Source organism: Aeromonas sp. FL131, from assembly GCF_049860615.1.
GTDB classification, from domain to species: Bacteria; Pseudomonadota; Gammaproteobacteria; order Enterobacterales; family Aeromonadaceae; genus Aeromonas; species Aeromonas hydrophila.
The window spans coordinates 652,462-668,479 of the sequence record NZ_CP187595.1 but is presented as its reverse complement, the minus strand read 5'-3'; the positions used below and the strand labels follow the sequence as shown (position 1 = coordinate 668,479).

General features: G+C 64.3%; 17 protein-coding genes and 1 riboswitch. Of the genes, 5 read left to right on the top strand and 12 right to left on the bottom strand.

Annotated features, from left to right (window positions below; all coding sequences use genetic code 11):
- Positions 1-52 precede the first annotated feature (52 nt).
- Together ACPW75_RS03245 and ACPW75_RS03240 are read left to right on the top strand one after the other, a co-directional pair.
- Positions 53-1,450 (top strand): nucleobase:cation symporter-2 family protein, encoded by a 1,398-nt coding sequence (locus ACPW75_RS03245; protein ID WP_077096199.1) that lies wholly within the window; start codon positions 53-55, stop codon positions 1,448-1,450.
- Between the two features lie 99 nt (positions 1,451-1,549).
- Positions 1,550-2,251, top strand: coding sequence for a lipoyl protein ligase domain-containing protein (locus tag ACPW75_RS03240; protein WP_077096200.1), 702 nt, complete (start codon positions 1,550-1,552; stop codon positions 2,249-2,251).
- Between the two features lie 108 nt (positions 2,252-2,359).
- Here the strand turns inward: ACPW75_RS03240 and ACPW75_RS03235 are convergent, their stop codons facing one another.
- Complete coding sequence (locus ACPW75_RS03235; RefSeq protein ID WP_077096201.1) at positions 2,360-3,736, bottom strand: alanine/glycine:cation symporter family protein; 1,377 nt, start codon at positions 3,734-3,736, stop codon at positions 2,360-2,362.
- A gap of 249 nt (positions 3,737-3,985) precedes the next feature.
- Positions 3,986-4,096, bottom strand: a riboswitch (glycine riboswitch).
- A 497-nt stretch (positions 4,097-4,593) separates the two neighbouring features.
- On the opposite strand from ACPW75_RS03235, the gene ACPW75_RS03230 reads away from it, so the two are divergent.
- A complete protein-coding gene (locus ACPW75_RS03230; RefSeq protein ID WP_011705184.1) occupies positions 4,594-5,745 on the top strand; it encodes a type III PLP-dependent enzyme in 1,152 nt (383 codons plus the stop codon).
- Positions 5,746-5,811: 66 nt separating this feature from the next.
- On the opposite strand, the gene ACPW75_RS03225 is transcribed toward ACPW75_RS03230, so the two are convergent.
- Both ACPW75_RS03225 and ACPW75_RS03220 read right to left on the bottom strand, forming a co-directional pair.
- Positions 5,812-6,780, bottom strand: a complete 969-nt coding sequence (locus ACPW75_RS03225; RefSeq protein ID WP_039216106.1) for a calcium/sodium antiporter — start codon at positions 6,778-6,780, stop codon at positions 5,812-5,814.
- A 124-nt stretch (positions 6,781-6,904) separates the two neighbouring features.
- Entirely contained in the window at positions 6,905-7,378 is a 474-nt protein-coding gene (locus tag ACPW75_RS03220) for a peroxiredoxin (RefSeq protein ID WP_077096202.1), read from the bottom strand.
- 126 nt (positions 7,379-7,504) lie between these two features.
- On the opposite strand from ACPW75_RS03220, the gene ACPW75_RS03215 reads away from it, so the two are divergent.
- Positions 7,505-8,431 carry a phenylacetate--CoA ligase family protein gene (locus ACPW75_RS03215; RefSeq protein WP_029301530.1) on the top strand — a complete coding sequence of 309 codons (927 nt, stop codon included), beginning with the start codon at positions 7,505-7,507 and terminating at the stop codon, positions 8,429-8,431.
- A 62-nt stretch (positions 8,432-8,493) separates the two neighbouring features.
- On the opposite strand, the gene yfcD is transcribed toward ACPW75_RS03215, so the two are convergent.
- A complete protein-coding gene (yfcD, locus tag ACPW75_RS03210; protein WP_016349932.1) occupies positions 8,494-8,997 on the bottom strand; it encodes an NUDIX hydrolase YfcD in 504 nt (167 codons plus the stop codon).
- Between the two features lie 188 nt (positions 8,998-9,185).
- Between yfcD and ACPW75_RS03205 the strand changes: the two genes are divergently transcribed.
- A complete protein-coding gene (locus ACPW75_RS03205) occupies positions 9,186-9,401 on the top strand; it encodes a DUF1107 domain-containing protein (RefSeq protein WP_143238988.1) in 216 nt (71 codons plus the stop codon).
- A 56-nt stretch (positions 9,402-9,457) separates the two neighbouring features.
- Here the strand turns inward: ACPW75_RS03205 and ACPW75_RS03200 are convergent, their stop codons facing one another.
- The 8 genes from ACPW75_RS03200 to ACPW75_RS03165 all read right to left on the bottom strand — a co-directional run bounded on the left by ACPW75_RS03200 (position 9,458) and on the right by ACPW75_RS03165 (position 15,887).
- Positions 9,458-9,784: a DUF2845 domain-containing protein gene (locus ACPW75_RS03200; RefSeq protein ID WP_029303666.1), complete on the bottom strand. Its 327-nt coding sequence runs from the start codon at positions 9,782-9,784 to the stop codon at positions 9,458-9,460.
- A complete protein-coding gene (locus tag ACPW75_RS03195; protein ID WP_077096204.1) occupies positions 9,769-10,782 on the bottom strand; it encodes an ABC transporter permease in 1,014 nt (337 codons plus the stop codon). Before ACPW75_RS03195 ends, ACPW75_RS03200 begins: the two co-directional genes overlap by 16 nt.
- Before the next feature lie 73 nt (positions 10,783-10,855).
- On the bottom strand, positions 10,856-11,737 hold the full coding sequence (locus ACPW75_RS03190) for an ABC transporter ATP-binding protein (RefSeq protein WP_077096205.1): 882 nt from the start codon (positions 11,735-11,737) through the stop codon (positions 10,856-10,858).
- Between the two features lie 129 nt (positions 11,738-11,866).
- Positions 11,867-12,478: an FKBP-type peptidyl-prolyl cis-trans isomerase gene (locus ACPW75_RS03185; protein ID WP_005298548.1), complete on the bottom strand. Its 612-nt coding sequence runs from the start codon at positions 12,476-12,478 to the stop codon at positions 11,867-11,869.
- A 328-nt stretch (positions 12,479-12,806) separates the two neighbouring features.
- Positions 12,807-13,532, bottom strand: a complete 726-nt coding sequence (locus ACPW75_RS03180; protein WP_016349927.1) for a copper homeostasis protein CutC — start codon at positions 13,530-13,532, stop codon at positions 12,807-12,809.
- 42 nt (positions 13,533-13,574) lie between these two features.
- Entirely contained in the window at positions 13,575-14,477 is a 903-nt protein-coding gene (locus ACPW75_RS03175; RefSeq protein WP_017408554.1) for an ROK family protein, read from the bottom strand.
- 109 nt (positions 14,478-14,586) lie between these two features.
- The gene (locus ACPW75_RS03170; protein ID WP_011705172.1) at positions 14,587-15,093 is read right to left on the bottom strand and encodes a GNAT family N-acetyltransferase; all 507 of its coding nucleotides are present in this window, start codon (positions 15,091-15,093) and stop codon (positions 14,587-14,589) included.
- On the bottom strand, positions 15,081-15,887 hold the full coding sequence (locus tag ACPW75_RS03165; RefSeq protein ID WP_077096207.1) for a M48 family metallopeptidase: 807 nt from the start codon (positions 15,885-15,887) through the stop codon (positions 15,081-15,083). Before ACPW75_RS03165 ends, ACPW75_RS03170 begins: the two co-directional genes overlap by 13 nt.
- Between the last annotated feature and the right edge of the window lie 131 nt (positions 15,888-16,018).

Sequence of the window (16,018 nt, the reverse complement as noted above, 5' to 3'; positions counted from 1 at the left end):
ACTAAAATAGCGCCCAATTTTCTGCCCCCTCCCCCACACATTCGAGGTATTTATGGAACAGGCTGCCGCCGTACGCGCAACCCGAGAGGCCCATCCACCCAGGCGAGCCCACAGCGAACTGGTCTACGGCATAGAGGATGTCCCGCCCCTGCCCCAGACCCTGTTCGCCGCCCTGCAGCATATGCTCGCCATGTTTGTCGCCATCATCACTCCCCCTCTCATCATTGCCAACGCCCTCGGCCTCCCTGCCGCCGACACCCGCTATATCGTCTCCATGTCGCTGGTCATGTCCGGCATCGCCTCCTTCATCCAGACCCGCCGCTTCGGCCCCCTCGGTTCCGGCCTGCTCTCGGTACAGGGCACCAGCTTCAACTTCCTCGGCCCCATCATCGCCTCCGGCCTCGCCCTCAAGCAGGCGGCCATGCCCACCGAGGATCTGCTGGGCACCCTGTTCGGCACCATGCTGGCAGCAGCCCTGACCATCGTGGTGATGAGCCGCTTCCTGCACCTGGTCAAACGGATCATCACCCCGCTGGTCACCGGCATCGTGGTGCTGCTCATCGGCCTGACCCTCATCAAGGTGGGCCTCATCAGCATGGGGGGCGGCTACGGCGCCCTGGCGGATGGCAGCTTCGCCAGCCACACCAACCTCTTCCTCTCCCTGCTGGTGCTCGGTCTCATCGTGCTGCTGCAGCGCAGCCGCAATCCCTGGCTGCGCCTCTCCGCCATCATGATCGCCATGCTGGTGGGCTATGCGGTGGCGCTGCTGCTGGGCAAGGTCAACGTCCCCACCTTCGACGGCCCGCTGCTGATGGTGCCGATCCCGCTCCACTACGGCCTCGGCTTTGACTGGCAGCTGTTCGTGCCGCTCGCCATTATCTTCGTGGTGACGGCGCTCGAGGCCATCGGCGACATGACCGCCACCTCCGACATCTCCGGCGAGCCGCTGGAAGGACCGGTCTACATGGCGCGGATCAAGGGCGGCGTGCTGGCCGATGGCGCCAACTCCATGCTGGCGGCGGTGTTCTCCACCTTCCCCATGTCCACCTTCGCCCAGAACAACGGCGTCATCCAACTGACCGGGGTGGCCAGCCGTCACGTCGGTCTCTTCATCGCCGCCATGCTCGCGCTGCTCGGCCTGTTCCCGGCGGTGGCCAGCCTGGTGCAGCAGATCCCCGAGCCCGTGTTGGGGGGCGCCACCATCGTCATGTTCGGCACCATCGCCGCCGCCGGCGTGCGCATCATCTCCCGCGAGGAGCTCGATCGCCGCGCCCTGATGATCCTGGCGGTATCGCTAGCCATGGGCCTCGGGGTGGCACAGGTGCCGGAAGTGCTGCAGCACCTGCCGGATCTGGCCAAGAGCGTGCTCTCCTACGGCGTCGCCACCGGCGGCCTCACCGCCATCATCATGAACCTGCTGCTGCCCAAACGCGCCGCCGCACAGGCCTGACACACCGCCATCCTTGCACCAAAGCCCCGCCATGCGGGGCTTTACCTCCTTCGCTGCCACGGGTAGTGTGCTGGGCAGCCTCTGCTCAGGATGCCTTTCATGCCCTATACCCTGCTTCCCCCCCTGCCCAGCAGCCACACCCCGGATCAGATCCTGGCCGAGGAGCAGCGCTGGCTGCGAGAATGCGCCCATGACCGCCAGCCCCGCGCGCACCTCTGGCAGGCTCCCCAATGCCTCATCGTCACCCGCAAGGACACCCGTTTGCCCCGCTACCAGGCCGCCTGCGAGCAGCTGGCCGCCGAGGGCTGGCCCGTGCATGTGCGCGACAGCGGCGGCACCGCCGTGCCCCACGGCGCCGGCATCCTCAATCTGTCGCTCATGCTGCCTCGCACCACCACGGATCTGGCTCACTACTACCGGCTGCTGGGGGCGCCGCTGCTCGCCCTGCTGGGGGAATATGGTCTTGAGGGCAGCTATGACTTCGTGCCCGGCTCGTTTTGCGATGGCCAGTACAATCTGGTGATCGGGGGTCGCAAGGTGACCGGCACTGCCCAGCGCTGGCTGGCACCGGGCCAGGATCACAGTGGTGCCGTACTGGCCCAGGCCATGCTGCTGGTGGCCGGCAACGTGGACGAAGGCACCCGGATGGCGAGCCGCTTCTACGAGCTGGCGGGCGGCGAGCTGCGCTTTCTCCCCAGCACCTCCACCACCATCGCGCAAGCCATCGCTTGGCAAGAGAGCGAGGACGAGCTGGTGGAGAGGGTGCGAACCCGACTCACCGCGCTGCTGACCCAGGAGTGAGCCCAACGCCCTGCTGCCGGGCACCACAACCTGCCCCTCATCAAAAACGCCCATAAAAAAAGCCACGACCCGGGTCGTGGCTTTTCGTTTGGATGGGTGGTCGCGGCGTCAGGCCGTCTGCGGCTCGGGCTCGGACTCCGTATCCCGGTCCCGGCTGAAGTAAGCGCGGGTCTCGGCGATCACCACGTGGCGCAGGCCGATGAGGCCGATGAGGTTGGGCACCGCCATCAGGCCGTTGACGATGTCGGCCAACAGCCAGATCAGGTCCAGATGGAGGAAGGCACCGCTCGCCACCAGCACCAGATAGATGAGGCGGTAGGGTTTGATCGCCTTCACCCCGAACAGGTACTCGGTGCAGCGCTCGCCGTAGTAGTTCCAGCCAAGGATGGTGGTAAAGGCGAAGAACAACAGGCCGATGCTCACCAGATACTGGCCGACATGGGCATCGAGCCCCTGGGCAAAGGCCAGACTGGTCATGGCCGCGCCGCTCACATCGCCGCTCCACACCCCGGTCACCACCAGAGTCAGGCCGGTCATGGTGCAGATGATGATGGTGTCGATGAAGGTGCCGGTCATGGAGACCAGCCCCTGCTCCACGCACGAATCTGTCTTGGCTGCCGCAGCCGCAATGGGGGCTGAACCCAGTCCCGACTCGTTGGAGAAGACCCCGCGCGCCACCCCGGACTGGATCGCCAGCATGATGCCGGCGCCGACGAAGCCGCCAGTGGCCGCATGGCCGGTGAAGGCACTCCCGATCACCAGGGCGATCGCCTCCGGCAGGGCGGCGGCATTGTTCACCAGTACACCGAGGCAAGCAACGATGTAGAAGATGGCCATGAAGGGCACCACCTTGCTCGACACGCTGGAGATGGACTGGATGCCCCCCAGGGTCACCAGCGCCACGATCAAGGTCAGCACTACGGCGGTCACTTCACGGGGTACCGAAAAGGAGAGGCTCATGGCGTCACTGATGGCGTTCACCTGCGGGAAGGTGCCGATGCCGAAAAAGGCGACGCCGATGCCGAACAGGGCGAACATCTTGGCCAGCGGCCTGGAGCCGAGCCCCTTCTCCAGATAGTACATGGGGCCGCCCGCCATCTGACCGTTGGCATCCTGCTGACGATATTTGACCGCCAGCAGGCACTCGGCGTACTTGGTGGCCATGCCGAACAGGGCTGCCATCCACATCCAGAACAGGGCGCCAGGGCCCCCCAGCTTGATGGCGGTGGCCACCCCGACGATGTTGCCGGTACCGATGGTGGCGGAGAGAGCGGTGCAGAGCGCGCCGAAGCTGGAGACATCCCCCTGCTTGCCCTGACCCTGGTCGCGGCCAAAGACCAGCCGCAGGGCAAGCGGCAAGCGCACCACCTGAAGCAGACCCAGACGCAGGGTAAGGTAGATACCGGTCCCGACCAGCAGGATCAGCAGGGGTGGACCCCAGATAAAGCTATCGATGGCGGCGAGCGCCGATTGAATTGATGACATGCATCCTCCTTAAGAAACAAAAATTAAGGAGGAGAAGGATGATCTTCCCATAGGTGTCGCGATCCCCAAAGGCGATCGGATGCAGGCCAAGAACGTGTTCACACTCTTACTGCGAGGCCGTGATCAAGGCTCATGCGCGACTCGGAATCCTCACGTATGTCTATACGCTCCGGTTCCTGCGCTGCTCTTTGCCTTGCTGACGACCTCTCGTTACCGATCGTGAACAGTTCCAAGCTCAGGTACAACCATCCCATCCCCTCTGTCCTTTTGCCTGAGAGTTTCCGGCGCCAGATTGCGATGCAATCACGGTGCCTTGCTCCTTCGGCGCCCGATTCAACGGGTCTCTCCAGAGTATCGTCCAGTAGCAGTCCACACCGGTTGCCCGGTACCTGAAAGATTCACTTCTTCGGTGGATGGTCGCCCATCGCTCTCCTGCTACCTTCATCCGAACTAGTTTGGATTAGGAAGCGGGCATGGTAATCCAAAAAGTGTGAGCTGTCTCCCACTCGGCCACCCCGGCCGCCGTTTTTTTTCGCACCGAACCATCTGTTATTTGTTCGTTAACTATCAATAAGTTATTCCCACTTGCCACAGATGGCCCCGCTTCACTAGCCGATACGGCCACCATATCAAGATGATATTTCGTCTCGACCAGAAAAACTTGCCGACATATCCAATCAAAAGGGTTGCACACAAACGCAATAAGCCGATAATCCCGCGCATAACTAAGCACTTTGCAATGGAGTTATGCAATGTGTCTGGTTGGTCCCTCCGGACCGCTCGCCTGAGCCGGCCGTCGCCGGTTCAACCCCATATGGCTTGGGCATATCACGCCCCCTAAGGATGACCAAAAGAGAATGAACGAGACCCTGGTAGCACAAGATTACCGTCAGCTGGTTGAACAGTTCGGCTCCCCCCTGCTGCTGCTCGACAAGGCAGCCGTCCGCAAACAGTATCGGGCCCTGGCGGCCGCCCTGCCCGATGTACGATTGCACTATGCACTCAAGCCCCTGCCCCACGAGGCAGTGGTCTCTGTCTTGAAGGAAGAGGGGGCCTGTTTCGACCTGGCCACCAATGGCGAAGTGGATCTGGTGCGCAGTCAGGGTGTCCGCCCGGGACGCTGCATTCATACCCATCCCATCAAGCGCGACAGCGATATCCGCTATGCGCTGGAGTACGGCTGCACCGTGTTTGTCTATGACAACCCGCTGGAGCTGGAGAAGTTCATTCCCTACAAGGACGAAGTGAAACTGCTGCTGCGAGTCAGCTTCCCCAACCCCGAGACCAAGGTCGACCTTTCCAAGAAGTTCGGCTGCACCCCGGAGCAGGCGCTGCCGCTGCTGCAGCTGGCCCACGCCAAGGGGATCAAGGTGATGGGGCTGTCGTTCCACGTCGGCTCCCAGGTGCCCCACGCCCGTCGCCACGTGCAGGCCATCGATGCCTGCCGCGAGATCATGGAGCAGGCCTGGGAACTCGGTCTCAAGCCCTGGGTACTGGATATCGGCGGTGGCTTCCCGGTGGATTATGAGGGCGGCGAGTTCGACATCGACGGCTTCTGCGCGCCGATCCGCGAGGCGCTGGCCAAGCTGCCGGCCACGGTACAGAAGATTGCCGAGCCGGGCCGTTTCATCAGCGCGCCGGCCATGACCTCGGTTTCCAGCGTGATGGGCAAGGCCCATCGCGGCGACAAGATCTGGTACTACCTGGATGACGGCCTCTACGGCAGCTACAACGGCCAGCTCTACGATCACGTCACCTACCCGGTGAGCACTCCGCTGGCTCGCGGCGAGCTGCACAACTCGGTGCTCTCCGGCCCCACCTGCGACAGCGTGGACGTGATCCGTGACGGCATCATGCTGCCGGATCTGGCCATCGGCGAGCTGGTGGTGGGCCGGGTGATGGGGGCCTACACCTGGGCCTCGGCCTCCACCTTCAACTTCTTCCCCAAGGCGAGCATCCTGATTCTGGACAGCAGCCAGAAGGGACAGAAGCTGGTGGCAGTCGCCTGACAACAGGCCGAATGCAAAGAGGGGAAGCCATGGCTTCCCCTCTTTCGTTTCATCCAGCTCAAACGGCTAGATGAACTGGCTGGCCAGCAACCAGCCGGTGTAGCCGACGAAGCAGGCGAGCAGCAGGCCCCCCTCCAGCCGGTTGATCCGCCCCTGCCCCTTGCGGCCCAGGCACATCACCAGCAGCAACAGAGTCAGCCCCATCATCACGCTCCAATCGCGAGAGAGCACTTCCGGTGCCACGTCGAGCGGGTGGATCCCCGCCGCGATCCCCACCACCGCCAGGGTGTTGAACAGGTTGGAGCCGAGCACGTTGCCAAGGGCCAGATCGTGCTCGTTCTTGCGAATGGCGATAAGCGAAGAGGCGAGCTCCGGCAGCGAGGTGCCGACGGCGACGATGGTGAGGCCAATCACCAGATCGCTGATGCCGAGCGCCTGGGCGATGGTCACCGCCCCCCATACCAGCAGGCGGGAGGCCGCAATCAGCAGCACCAGCCCCACGATGAGCCAGCCGATGGCCGCCTTGAGAGACATCCCCTCGCTGTCGATGCTCTCCTCGGTTTCCGCATCCAGCGCATCCCCCTTGCCGCGCATGCCGGCCCGGATCGACCAGCCCATCAGGCCGACGAACACCACGCCGAGGATGACGGCGTCCGTACGGTCCAGATGACCATCCAGCAGCAGGGCGCCGGAGAGCAGGGTGATGCCGAGCAGGATGGGGATCTCCTTGCGCACCACCTGAGAGGCCACCGCGATGGGGCTGATCAGGGCGGTCAACCCCAGGATCAGGGCGATATTGGTGATGTTGGAGCCATAGGCGTTGCCGAGCGCAAGGCCGGGGTTGCCCTGGGAGGCCGCCAGCGCGGAGACCACCATCTCGGGGGCCGAGGTGCCAAAGCCGATGATCACCATGCCGATCAGCAGCGGCGGCATGCCGGCATAACGGGCGGTGGCGGCGGCGCCATCGACAAACTTGTCCGCACTCCAGACCAGCAGCGCCAGTCCGGCAATCAGGGCAACAAAAGCCAGGGTCATAACATCTCCATTCCATCGCCAGCAAACGCAAGAGCCAGGCGATGGCCCGGCTCTTTGCAGAAGTGGGCCCAGTGTAGCGGGCCGACTTTCCATTTCAAGGAAAAATCAAACGACGATTGATATTTTACAGCGCCGCCAGCAGGCTCTGGGCATCCGACACCTCGAACTTGCCGGGGGCCTCCACGAACAGCTGCTCGACCACGCCATCGTTGGCGATGAGGGCAAAACGCTGGGCACGCACGCCACCAAAGGCCCCGGTCTCCTTGGCCAGACCCAGTGCCCGGGTCCAGCTGCCGTCGCCGTCGGCCAGCATGGTGATGGCCTCGGCGTTCTGGGCATCCTGCCACGCCTTCATCACGAAGGCGTCGTTGACCGACAGACAGCAGATGGCATCGACCCCCTTATCCTTGAACTTGTCCGCCAGCACCACATAGCCGGGCAGGTGGGCGTTGGAACAGGTGGGGGTAAAGGCACCGGGCACCGCAAACAGCACCACCCGCTTGCCGACAAACAGGCTTTGGCTATCCCGCTGCTGCTTGCCCTCGGCGGTGATGAAGGTGAATTCGCCCGCGGGCAGGGCTTGGCCAATCGCTATCATGATCTCTCGTCCTCAACTGGATGGCAGGGGCTCCAGTCTACCCCACTCCCGTCATGTGACACAGACCCCGATCCCGTCCGCCTTTTGGACTAACCTTGAGCAGGATCAGCCGACCAAGGAGGCCTCATGCAGCACTATTACGATGGACTGGAAATTCGCCCCTCCGCCTTGCGAGAGCAGCAACAACTGGATCAACTCAATCACCTGCTTACCCATGTCGGCCAGTATTGCGCCGGTTATTCCAGTGCCTACCGCCAGCGTCGCCTGCAGGATCTGGGCGAGCTGACCAGCCTGCCCCTGCTCAACGCCAGCGAACTGTTCGCCGCCCAGCAGGCTCACCCGCCCTTTGCCGGCCTCACCGGCCGCCCCGCCAGCCAGGCGCTGCGGGTCTTCGCCTGTCCGGGCCAGCTGGCCATTCCCGAGTACGCCGGCGCCGACTGGTGGGGGGCGGCACGCGCCCTGTTCGCTGCCGGTTTCAAGGCCGGGGAGGTATTGCTCAACGGCCACGACTACCACATCAGCCCCACCGCCTTCATCTTCGACAACGGCGCCCGCCAGCTGGGTGCACCCGTGGTGCCCTGTGGCCCCCACGATACCGGGCGCCAGCTGGAGGCGCTGCAGCGCTATGAGCCGACCGGGTTCGTCGGGCCGCTGGCGGTGCTGCTGGATCTGCTGGAGGCGGCAGAGCGAGCCGACGTACCGAGCGACAGCCTGCGCTGCGCCCTGCTGTGCGAATCCTCCCACCCCGATACCCGGCCGTTGCAGGCGGTGCACGGTATCCGGGCGCTCAACTGCCTGCTGCTGCAGGATGCGGGGGTAATCGCCTATGAGAGCCAGCCTGGCCAAGGCTTCATCGTCAACGAAAGCTGCCTCATCGAGATCATCGATCTGGCCAGCGGCGAGCCGGTCATCGGCGATGGCGTCGGCCAGCTGGTGGTGACCCGGCTCGATCTGGAATACCCGCTGCTGCGTCTGGTCACCGAGTGGCAGGGCCATTGGCTCGCCGGTGCCAGTCCGTGCGGGCGCACCAACCGCCGACTCAGGCTGATCTAACCCCCCCGCCACGAAACAAAACGGGCAGCCAGTGGCTGCCCGTTTTGCATGCAGGGTACGCGTCAGCGCCGCGCCTGCCAGGTGGCGATGGCGAGCAGGGAGTCGGGGGTAAATTCGGCGGCCCGCGCGGCGATCTCCGCCTGGCTCATCCAGCACACCTCGCTCACCTCTTCGGCCTGCAGTTGCAACGGCCCCTGATAGCGGCAACTGAAGAGACCGCCCCACACCCGATACCCCTCCCCTTCGGCATAGAAGTCACCGAATGCCTGCAGCGGCACATCGCGGATCCCCAGCTCCTCGGCCAGCTCGCGGCGGGCGGAGGGCTCCATCAGCTCGCCCGTGGTGACCACGCCACCGGCGCAGGCATCCAGCATGCCGGGGCAGAAGTCCTTGCTGAGGGTGCGGCGCTGCACCAGGATGCGGTCAGCCTCGTCGAGCACCAGGATATAGCTGGCGCGGTGGCAGAGGTTCTCCCGCCGTACCTTGGCACGCTCGGCAACCCCGACCACCTGATTGTTTCCATCCACCACATCCACCCATTCCACACGCAGACCCTTCTTGTTCATGGCGTTAAACTGCCCGCAGTATATCGGGGCAACGGCTTGTCATGGCAGCCTTTTTTCACTCCCGCCCCAGATGGATGACCAATGCGGGCAGAAGAAAAACCGGATTCATACAAACCTCCACAAACTGTCACATCCGTGTCACCTGGCAACGCCATAGTGTGCCCTGTCCACGCAACAGGTGTTTTGTGATGAAGGTGTTCAAGAACTTGTCTCCCCGCCAGATTGCCCACTACATCAAGAGCTTCCATCACGGTAGCTTCATGGTGGAGGCCCACGGGCGGTTCGAGTTCAGCGGCGGCGAGATCAATCTGGAGAGCCTGACCTGCCGTCAGACCCTGAGTCTGGCCCGGCAGATCAATCTGGAGGTTCGCGGCCTGCGTCACACCACCCTGCTGTTGGGGTAACTTCCATAGTCCTTTCTGTTTTGTAGTCTGCGTCCATGCACGTCTTTGCCCGCCGGCTACTCGCCGCGCGGGCCGTTTTCGATGTCGGTGATCACCCCGTTGCGCACGGTGACGAAGCGCATGAACTCGTTCTTGCCGAAGTTGTAGGTCCAGCGCTCCCCATACTTCACCTGCATCAGGTTGCCGAACTGATTCTCCTCGTTGCGGGTCAGCTCCTCGCGCAGCATGGGTTCGCCGCACTTGAGCAGCATCTCGGCGGTACTGTCTCCTTCGGTGATCAGCGCATTCTTGCAGCGCATGGCGCCGGCACTGGCCGGCAGACTCAACAGCAGGGCCAGCAGGGCCCCGCCAACCAGCGGTAGTGACTTCATCGGTGACTCCATTTGAACAGGGCGCTGCCCAGGGTAATGCAGCAGAGCGTAAACAGCAGGACCCAGCCCAGTGGCGCCGCCACCTCGGCCCAGCCTGCCCCTTCCAGCATGACGGCGCGGGCCGCCGCGATGATCTGGCTGAGCGGCAGCCAGGCCGCCAACTGCTGCAGCCAGGCGGGGGCCCCTTCCAGCGAGAACCAGACGCCGGAGAGAAACATCATCGGCATGCTGATGACGTTGAGCAGCCCGCTCGCCAGCTCCTCGTTCTGGATGCGGGCCGCCACCAGCAGACCGAGGGACGCCATGGACGCCCCGCCCAGCAGGGCGATCAACAGCAGCAGCCAGCCCGAGCCCAGCAGCGGTACCCCGAGCAAGAAGTAAGCCACCAGAAATACCAGCAGGCTCACCACCAGGGTGATCAGGATGCGCGACAGCAGCTGGGCGCAGAGAAACTCGGCGGCCGAGAGTGGGGTGGCCCGCAGCCGCTTGAGCACCCCGTTCTTGCGGTAGCGGACGATGACGAAGCCCACCCCGAACAGGCCGGAGAACATCAGGTTCATGCCGATCACCCCGGGCAGCAGCCAGTCACCGTAGCGAATGGCGCGCCCGCTCAGGGTCTCTCGCGTGAGCTGCGCCGGCACGGCCTGGCGCAGCAGGTACTCGGCCATGGCTCCCTGGGGGGCGTCCGGGTTGATCCAGTAACGGCCCGTGCCGGGCGAGAGCAGCAGATCCAGCTGATGGTGGCGCACCTTGAGCCGGCCCTTCTCCTCCTCGTCATAGGGGATGAGCTTGAGCAGCGGCACGGCGCGCAGCGGGGCATAGGCTGCGGGCAGCTCCCCCACCACGCCCATCTGCACCAGCGGCTTGGGTGGGCCGGAGAAGATGAGGGTGAACCCCAGCACCAGCAGCAGCGGAAAGGCCAGGTTCCAGACAAGCGCCGCCCGATCCCGCACAAACTCTAGGTTGCGGGCATAGAAGAGTGCCCCGATGCGCTTGAGGGATCCGGTCATCTGGTGCTCCTTGGGCTGGCAGGCTGGGGCGACATGCAGGCAGATACCGCTGCGGGGTACCACGGGGCCGCCTTCATGCGCCGCTCCGCAGGCTATGGCCGGTCAGGTGGAGGAAGAGATCCTCCAGATTGGGGGATCGCACCTGCATGCCGGTCAGCGGCACGCCCAGGCTCAGCAGCCGTGGCAGCAAGTCCGCCACGTCAGGACAGCTCAGCTCCACCTGCTCGCCCAGCGGGCGCAGGGAATAGCCGAGACTGGCGAGGGCCGGGTGAGCCGCAAGGCGCACCAGCACACCGTCAAAATGCTGGGCCAGCAGGGCGACCGGGGTATCCAGGCTGAGCAGATGGCCGTGATCGACGATGGCAATCTGATCGCACAGCTGCTGGGCCTCGTCCATGTAATGGGTCGTAAGCACCACCGTCTTGCCCTGCGCCTTGATCGCCTCGATGCGCTGCCAGAAGTGGTGACGGGCCTGGGGATCGAGACCCGTGGTGGGCTCGTCCAGAAACAGCAGCTCGGGGTCGCCAAGCAGCGCCAGCGCCAGCAGCAGCCGTTGCCGCTGACCGCCGGAGAGCTTGCGGCTGTCCCGATCGATAAATTCTCCCAGCGCACACAGCTCGATGAGCTGGGCCTGGGGCAAGGGGGCCGGGTAGAGGCTGGCGAACAGCCTCAGGGTATCGCGCACCGTCAGGAAATCCTGCAGCGCCGTGTGCTGAAACTGGATGCCGATGCGAGAGCGGTAATCGGGGCCGCGCGGGGCACCGTGGAACAGGATCTGGCCGCTGTCCGGGGTGAGGATCCCCTCCAGCAGTTCGATGGTGGTGGTCTTGCCCGCCCCGTTCGGGCCGAGCAGGCCGAAACAGCTGCCAGCGGGAATGGCAAAGCTGAGCCCGTCCACCGCCTTGACGCCGGGGAAGTGCTTCACGAGATCGACGACTTCAATGATGGCAGCCATGGGCGCTCTCCCAGCAGGAGCCATGACTATATCCAAAAGCGCAGGCGCTGCCCATGCCCCGCCGCGCGCGGCGCAAAAAAACAGACGGCGACCCGAGGGTCGCCGTCTGTATCAATCAAGCCAGCCGGATCACAGGATGTCCAGCAGCTCCACTTCGAATACCAGGGCGGAGTACGGCGGGATGGAACCTGCACCGCGTGCGCCGTAGGCCAGATCCTGCGGAATGTAGAGCTTCCACTTGGAGCCAACCGGCATCAGTTGCAGCGCTTCTACCCAGCCGGCGATCACGCCAGTGACCGGGAATTCAGCCGGCTGGCCGCGGGCGACGGAGCTGTCGAACACGCCACCGTGGGTGAAAGTACCGTGGTAGTGCACGCGGACGGACTGACCGGCTACCGGTACGGCACCGTTGCCTTCCACCAGCACTTCGTACTGCAGACCTGACTCGGTGGTCTTCACTTCGGCGCGCTTGGCGTTGTCGGCCAGGAAGGCTTCGCCTTCGGCGGCGGCAGCCTTGGCGACGGCTTCCTGCTCTTCCTGCATGCGGGCGGTGATGACCTGGAAGGCATCGTTGATATCGTCACGGCTGACCGCGAACTCCAGACCATTCAGGGCATCTGCCAGACCTTGCTGCAGGGCCGGGATATCCAGACCGGCGAAGGCTTGCTGCGCCAGTTGATCACCCATGTTGCGGCCGATGCCATAGCTGGCCTTCTGTTCGATAGAGTCGTATTGGGACATTGAGAAGTTGCTCCGGGTCCTGAGGGTAAAAGAGACGGGATAATATCAGACTTTTGCGCCAGGTGCTGCCGGCCCGTCCCCGGTTTTGCCACTAGGTGGGAGGTGTCTCACATCAGCCCCCTCATCCCCACCCCTTCTCCCACAAGGGGAGAAGGGAGGGAAAACAGAGCACCATCACCCCAGCTCACATTCAAGCCGTATCAGGCCCTGTCCAGCAGAGCCCGCATCGCTGCAACTTTGGCGCCGTCGGTAATATTGACCCGGCCGTCGTCCGAGGTGCCCATGTTGACGCCCCATGACGAGACACCATGTCGCCGCGCGGCCCGTATCAGGCCCTGTCCAGCAGAGCCCGTACCGCTGCAACTTTGGCGCCGTCGGTGATATTGACCCGGCCATCGTCCGAGGTGCCCATGTTGACGCCATGGGGCACCATGCCGCCGCGCCAGCCCATGCCGGACATGTGCACCTCGTTCACCCCGGTGAACTCCACTATGGTGCGCACGTTGTCGGCATTGACCCCGGCGCCCGGCATCAGGCTGGCCCGCCCCGCCAGCGCCTGCTGCATCGCCTGCAGGGTCTCCAGCCCCGCCAGCGCGGTCGGCGCGTGGCCAGAGCTCAGAATGCGCTCGCAGCCGGCGGCGACTATGGTCTCCAAGTCGAGGCGCCAGTCGGAGGAGAGGTCGATGGCGCGGTGGAAGGTAACGCCAAGAGGCCCTGCCGCCTCCACCAGCTGGGTGAGCTTGGCGGCAGGCACCCGTCCCTGCTCGTCCAGCAGACCGACCACTACCCCCTGCAGACCGGCGGCGCGGGCCGCCGCGATATCCTGCAGCATCATCTCGAACTCCCCGTCGCCAAAGCAGAAGTCACCGGCCCGGGGCCGGATCATGGCGTAGACGGGAACGGTGGCATGGCGCGCCGCCAGCTGCATGAAGCCATAGGAGGGAGTCAGGCCGCCCAGCCCCAGCGCAGAGCAGAGCTCGATGCGATTCGCGCCAGCCTCCTGGGCGGTAAACAGGGATTCCAGATTGTCGATACAGATTTCAAGAGAGGTCATGATGGACTCCTTTATTGGGGAGATCAGACCCCGGATCTGATCTCATAAATTGAGCAAGGCGGCCCCGCGCACCCCGCCGGCGCCACCGAAGCGGGCCTCGCGGATCTCGGGCAGGGCGACCCCGGGTAGCAGATGGCCAGGCAGGCGCAGCGGCAGCTGTTCGTAGAGCGCGGGCAGACCGCTCAGGCCGCCCCCCAGTACCACCACGTCGGGGTCGACCACCGAGATGGCGGTGGCCAGCCCGGCGGCCATGATTTCGAGCCAGCAGTCGACCGTGGCCACCGCATGGGGTTCGTGCGCCTCGAAGCGCCCCACTATCTGATGGCCGCTGGCACGCTGACCGTGGAAGTGATGGTAGAGCCGCTCCAGCCCGGTGCCGGAGGCATAGGTTTCAAAACAGACCAGACGACCGCAGCCGCAACGGGGGCGAGGCAGGTCGGGGTACTTCATCAGCATGGTGGCCGGCAGCGGGTAGTGGCCTATCTCCCCCGCCAGCCAGTTGCGGCCCTGGATCAGCTTGCCCGCCAGATAGACGGCGCCACCGATGCCGGTGCCGATGGTGACGCCGAGGGCACTGTCGGCCCCCGCCGCCGCTCCCTGATGTACCTCGGACCAGAGGAAGCAGTTGGCATCGTTGTCCACCTTGACCGGGCGCTCCAGCAATTCGGCCAGATCGGCGCCCAGATGGCGACCATTGATGGAGGGCAGATTGGCCGCCACTATGCTGTGGTCGTGCCGGTTGAGAATGCCGGGAAAGCCGATGCCCACCGCACCACGGGCGCCGAAACGGGCATCAGCCTGTTCGACCCGCGCGCGGATCAGCTGCTGCAACCCTTCGTAATCATTGCCGGGAGTGCTCATGCGCTCCTCGTGACAGAGATTCAAGGCGCCGTCATACACAGCGAACGCTATCTTGGTGCCACCAATATCAAAGCCGTAATACATGCCACACTCCCTTGTCGATGAGTCGCCTCACCTCAGCCTGTCCAGAGGGGGACATTGTATTAATTCGCAAAAAAAATAAAGTGACCGGAGGCGAAAAACGGGAGAGAGATCAAAGCAAACGAAACATTTGTCGCTGCAGGCAGGGCTGGCCGAGGCTCATCAGGGTGCGCTCCTGACCATCAAACATGAAGCCGCGGCGCAGGTAGAACCCCTCGCCGATGTGGTTGCCATCGAGCAGCCACAATCTGACGCCTTCACAGCCGGCGCGCCGCATCTGCATCGCCACCGCCTGCCACAGCCGCTTGCCGTGGCCCTGGCGCCAGTGGTCGGGATGCAGGTAGAAGGCGCGGATCCAGGCGGTGGGGTACTCCCCCGTCGTCTCCGGCTGCCAGTAGAGCAGGCCGATGACCACTTCGTCCTGACACAGCAGCATGGGCCTGGGGCCTGTCTCCGCCAGCCGGCGCTGCCAGATCTGCAGATGCTCGGTCACCGCCAGCTGGGCCAGCATGTCGGCACCGAGCACGCCGCCGTATGCGGCGAGCCAGCTGGCCCGCTGCATCACCGTCATGGCGGCGGCGTCATCGGGCCGCGCCATGCGCAGGCTTATGCCTTGCATTGGGGTACCAGCCCGGAGGCGCGGGCCTGCTCGTAGAGCGGCACGGCTTCAGCCTGCTGGGCCTGCAGCTCGGCGATCCGGTTCTCGTTGCTGGGGTGGGTGGAGAGCAGCTGGGGCGGCGCATTGCCACCCGCGGCCGCACTCATGTTCTGCCACAGCGGAATCGCTTCGGCCGGATTGAAACCGGCGCGGGCCATCAGATCCAGACCCAGCCGGTCCGCCTCGCTCTCCTGCTCGCGGCCATAGGGCAGCATGACGCCGACCTCCACCCCGAGTCCCAGCGCCGCCATGGTGGCACCGCGATATTCGCTGCTGCCCATGGCGATATCGGCCGCCGCCAGCCCAAGGCCGGTCAGCTGGCTGCGGGAGAGCCGTTCGTTGGAGTGTTGGGCCAGCACGTGGGTCAGCTCGTGGCCGATGACGGTGGCGAGCTGATCCTGGTTCTTGGCCACCTTGAGCAGGCCGCTGTAGACCCCGATCTTGCCGCCGGGCAGGGCGAAGGCGTTGACCTGCTTGGAGTCAAACACCACCACCTCCCAGCTGGTGATGCCGTACTGGCTCGGCACCTGGGCGGTCACCGCCTTGGCGACGCAGGAGACATAGGCGTTCATCTTCGCATCCGTGCTCACCTTCTCCTGCTGCTTCATCTCTTCGAAGGAGTCGGCCCCCAGCTTGCTCATCTGCTGGGGCGAGAACAGCAGCATCTGGCTGCGGCCGGTGGGAGACTGGGCACAGCTGGCGAGCAGGGTGGAACAGAGTGCCGCCAGGCCAAGCTTGAACAGGGGAGATGTCATGGAGGTGTCCTTCACCATAAAGATGCCCTATTTTCGGAAATGCGGGCGTCCGGTGCAAGTCGACAAATCACCCGGTCTGGCGAAAGCGGTCACATACCGCAATCGGACTACGACCAAAAAACAAAACGGGC

Excerpts from the sequence above, each read along its gene's own strand:
- ACPW75_RS03245 (WP_077096199.1), top strand. The coding sequence starts at position 53 with ATGGAACAGGCTGCCGCCGTACGCGCAACCCGAGAGGCCCATCCACCC.
- ACPW75_RS03240 (WP_077096200.1), top strand. The coding sequence starts at position 1,550 with ATGCCCTATACCCTGCTTCCCCCCCTGCCCAGCAGCCACACCCCGGAT.
- ACPW75_RS03235 (WP_077096201.1), bottom strand. The coding sequence starts at position 3,736 with ATGTCATCAATTCAATCGGCGCTCGCCGCCATCGATAGCTTTATCTGG.
- ACPW75_RS03230 (WP_011705184.1), top strand. The coding sequence starts at position 4,594 with ATGAACGAGACCCTGGTAGCACAAGATTACCGTCAGCTGGTTGAACAG.
- ACPW75_RS03225 (WP_039216106.1), bottom strand. The coding sequence starts at position 6,780 with ATGACCCTGGCTTTTGTTGCCCTGATTGCCGGACTGGCGCTGCTGGTC.
- ACPW75_RS03220 (WP_077096202.1), bottom strand. The coding sequence starts at position 7,378 with ATGATAGCGATTGGCCAAGCCCTGCCCGCGGGCGAATTCACCTTCATC.
- ACPW75_RS03215 (WP_029301530.1), top strand. The coding sequence starts at position 7,505 with ATGCAGCACTATTACGATGGACTGGAAATTCGCCCCTCCGCCTTGCGA.
- yfcD (WP_016349932.1), bottom strand. The coding sequence starts at position 8,997 with ATGAACAAGAAGGGTCTGCGTGTGGAATGGGTGGATGTGGTGGATGGA.
- ACPW75_RS03205 (WP_143238988.1), top strand. The coding sequence starts at position 9,186 with ATGAAGGTGTTCAAGAACTTGTCTCCCCGCCAGATTGCCCACTACATC.
- ACPW75_RS03200 (WP_029303666.1), bottom strand. The coding sequence starts at position 9,784 with ATGGAGTCACCGATGAAGTCACTACCGCTGGTTGGCGGGGCCCTGCTG.
- ACPW75_RS03195 (WP_077096204.1), bottom strand. The coding sequence starts at position 10,782 with ATGACCGGATCCCTCAAGCGCATCGGGGCACTCTTCTATGCCCGCAAC.
- ACPW75_RS03190 (WP_077096205.1), bottom strand. The coding sequence starts at position 11,737 with ATGGCTGCCATCATTGAAGTCGTCGATCTCGTGAAGCACTTCCCCGGC.
- ACPW75_RS03185 (WP_005298548.1), bottom strand. The coding sequence starts at position 12,478 with ATGTCCCAATACGACTCTATCGAACAGAAGGCCAGCTATGGCATCGGC.
- ACPW75_RS03180 (WP_016349927.1), bottom strand. The coding sequence starts at position 13,532 with ATGACCTCTCTTGAAATCTGTATCGACAATCTGGAATCCCTGTTTACC.
- ACPW75_RS03175 (WP_017408554.1), bottom strand. The coding sequence starts at position 14,477 with ATGTATTACGGCTTTGATATTGGTGGCACCAAGATAGCGTTCGCTGTG.
- ACPW75_RS03170 (WP_011705172.1), bottom strand. The coding sequence starts at position 15,093 with ATGCAAGGCATAAGCCTGCGCATGGCGCGGCCCGATGACGCCGCCGCC.
- ACPW75_RS03165 (WP_077096207.1), bottom strand. The coding sequence starts at position 15,887 with ATGACATCTCCCCTGTTCAAGCTTGGCCTGGCGGCACTCTGTTCCACC.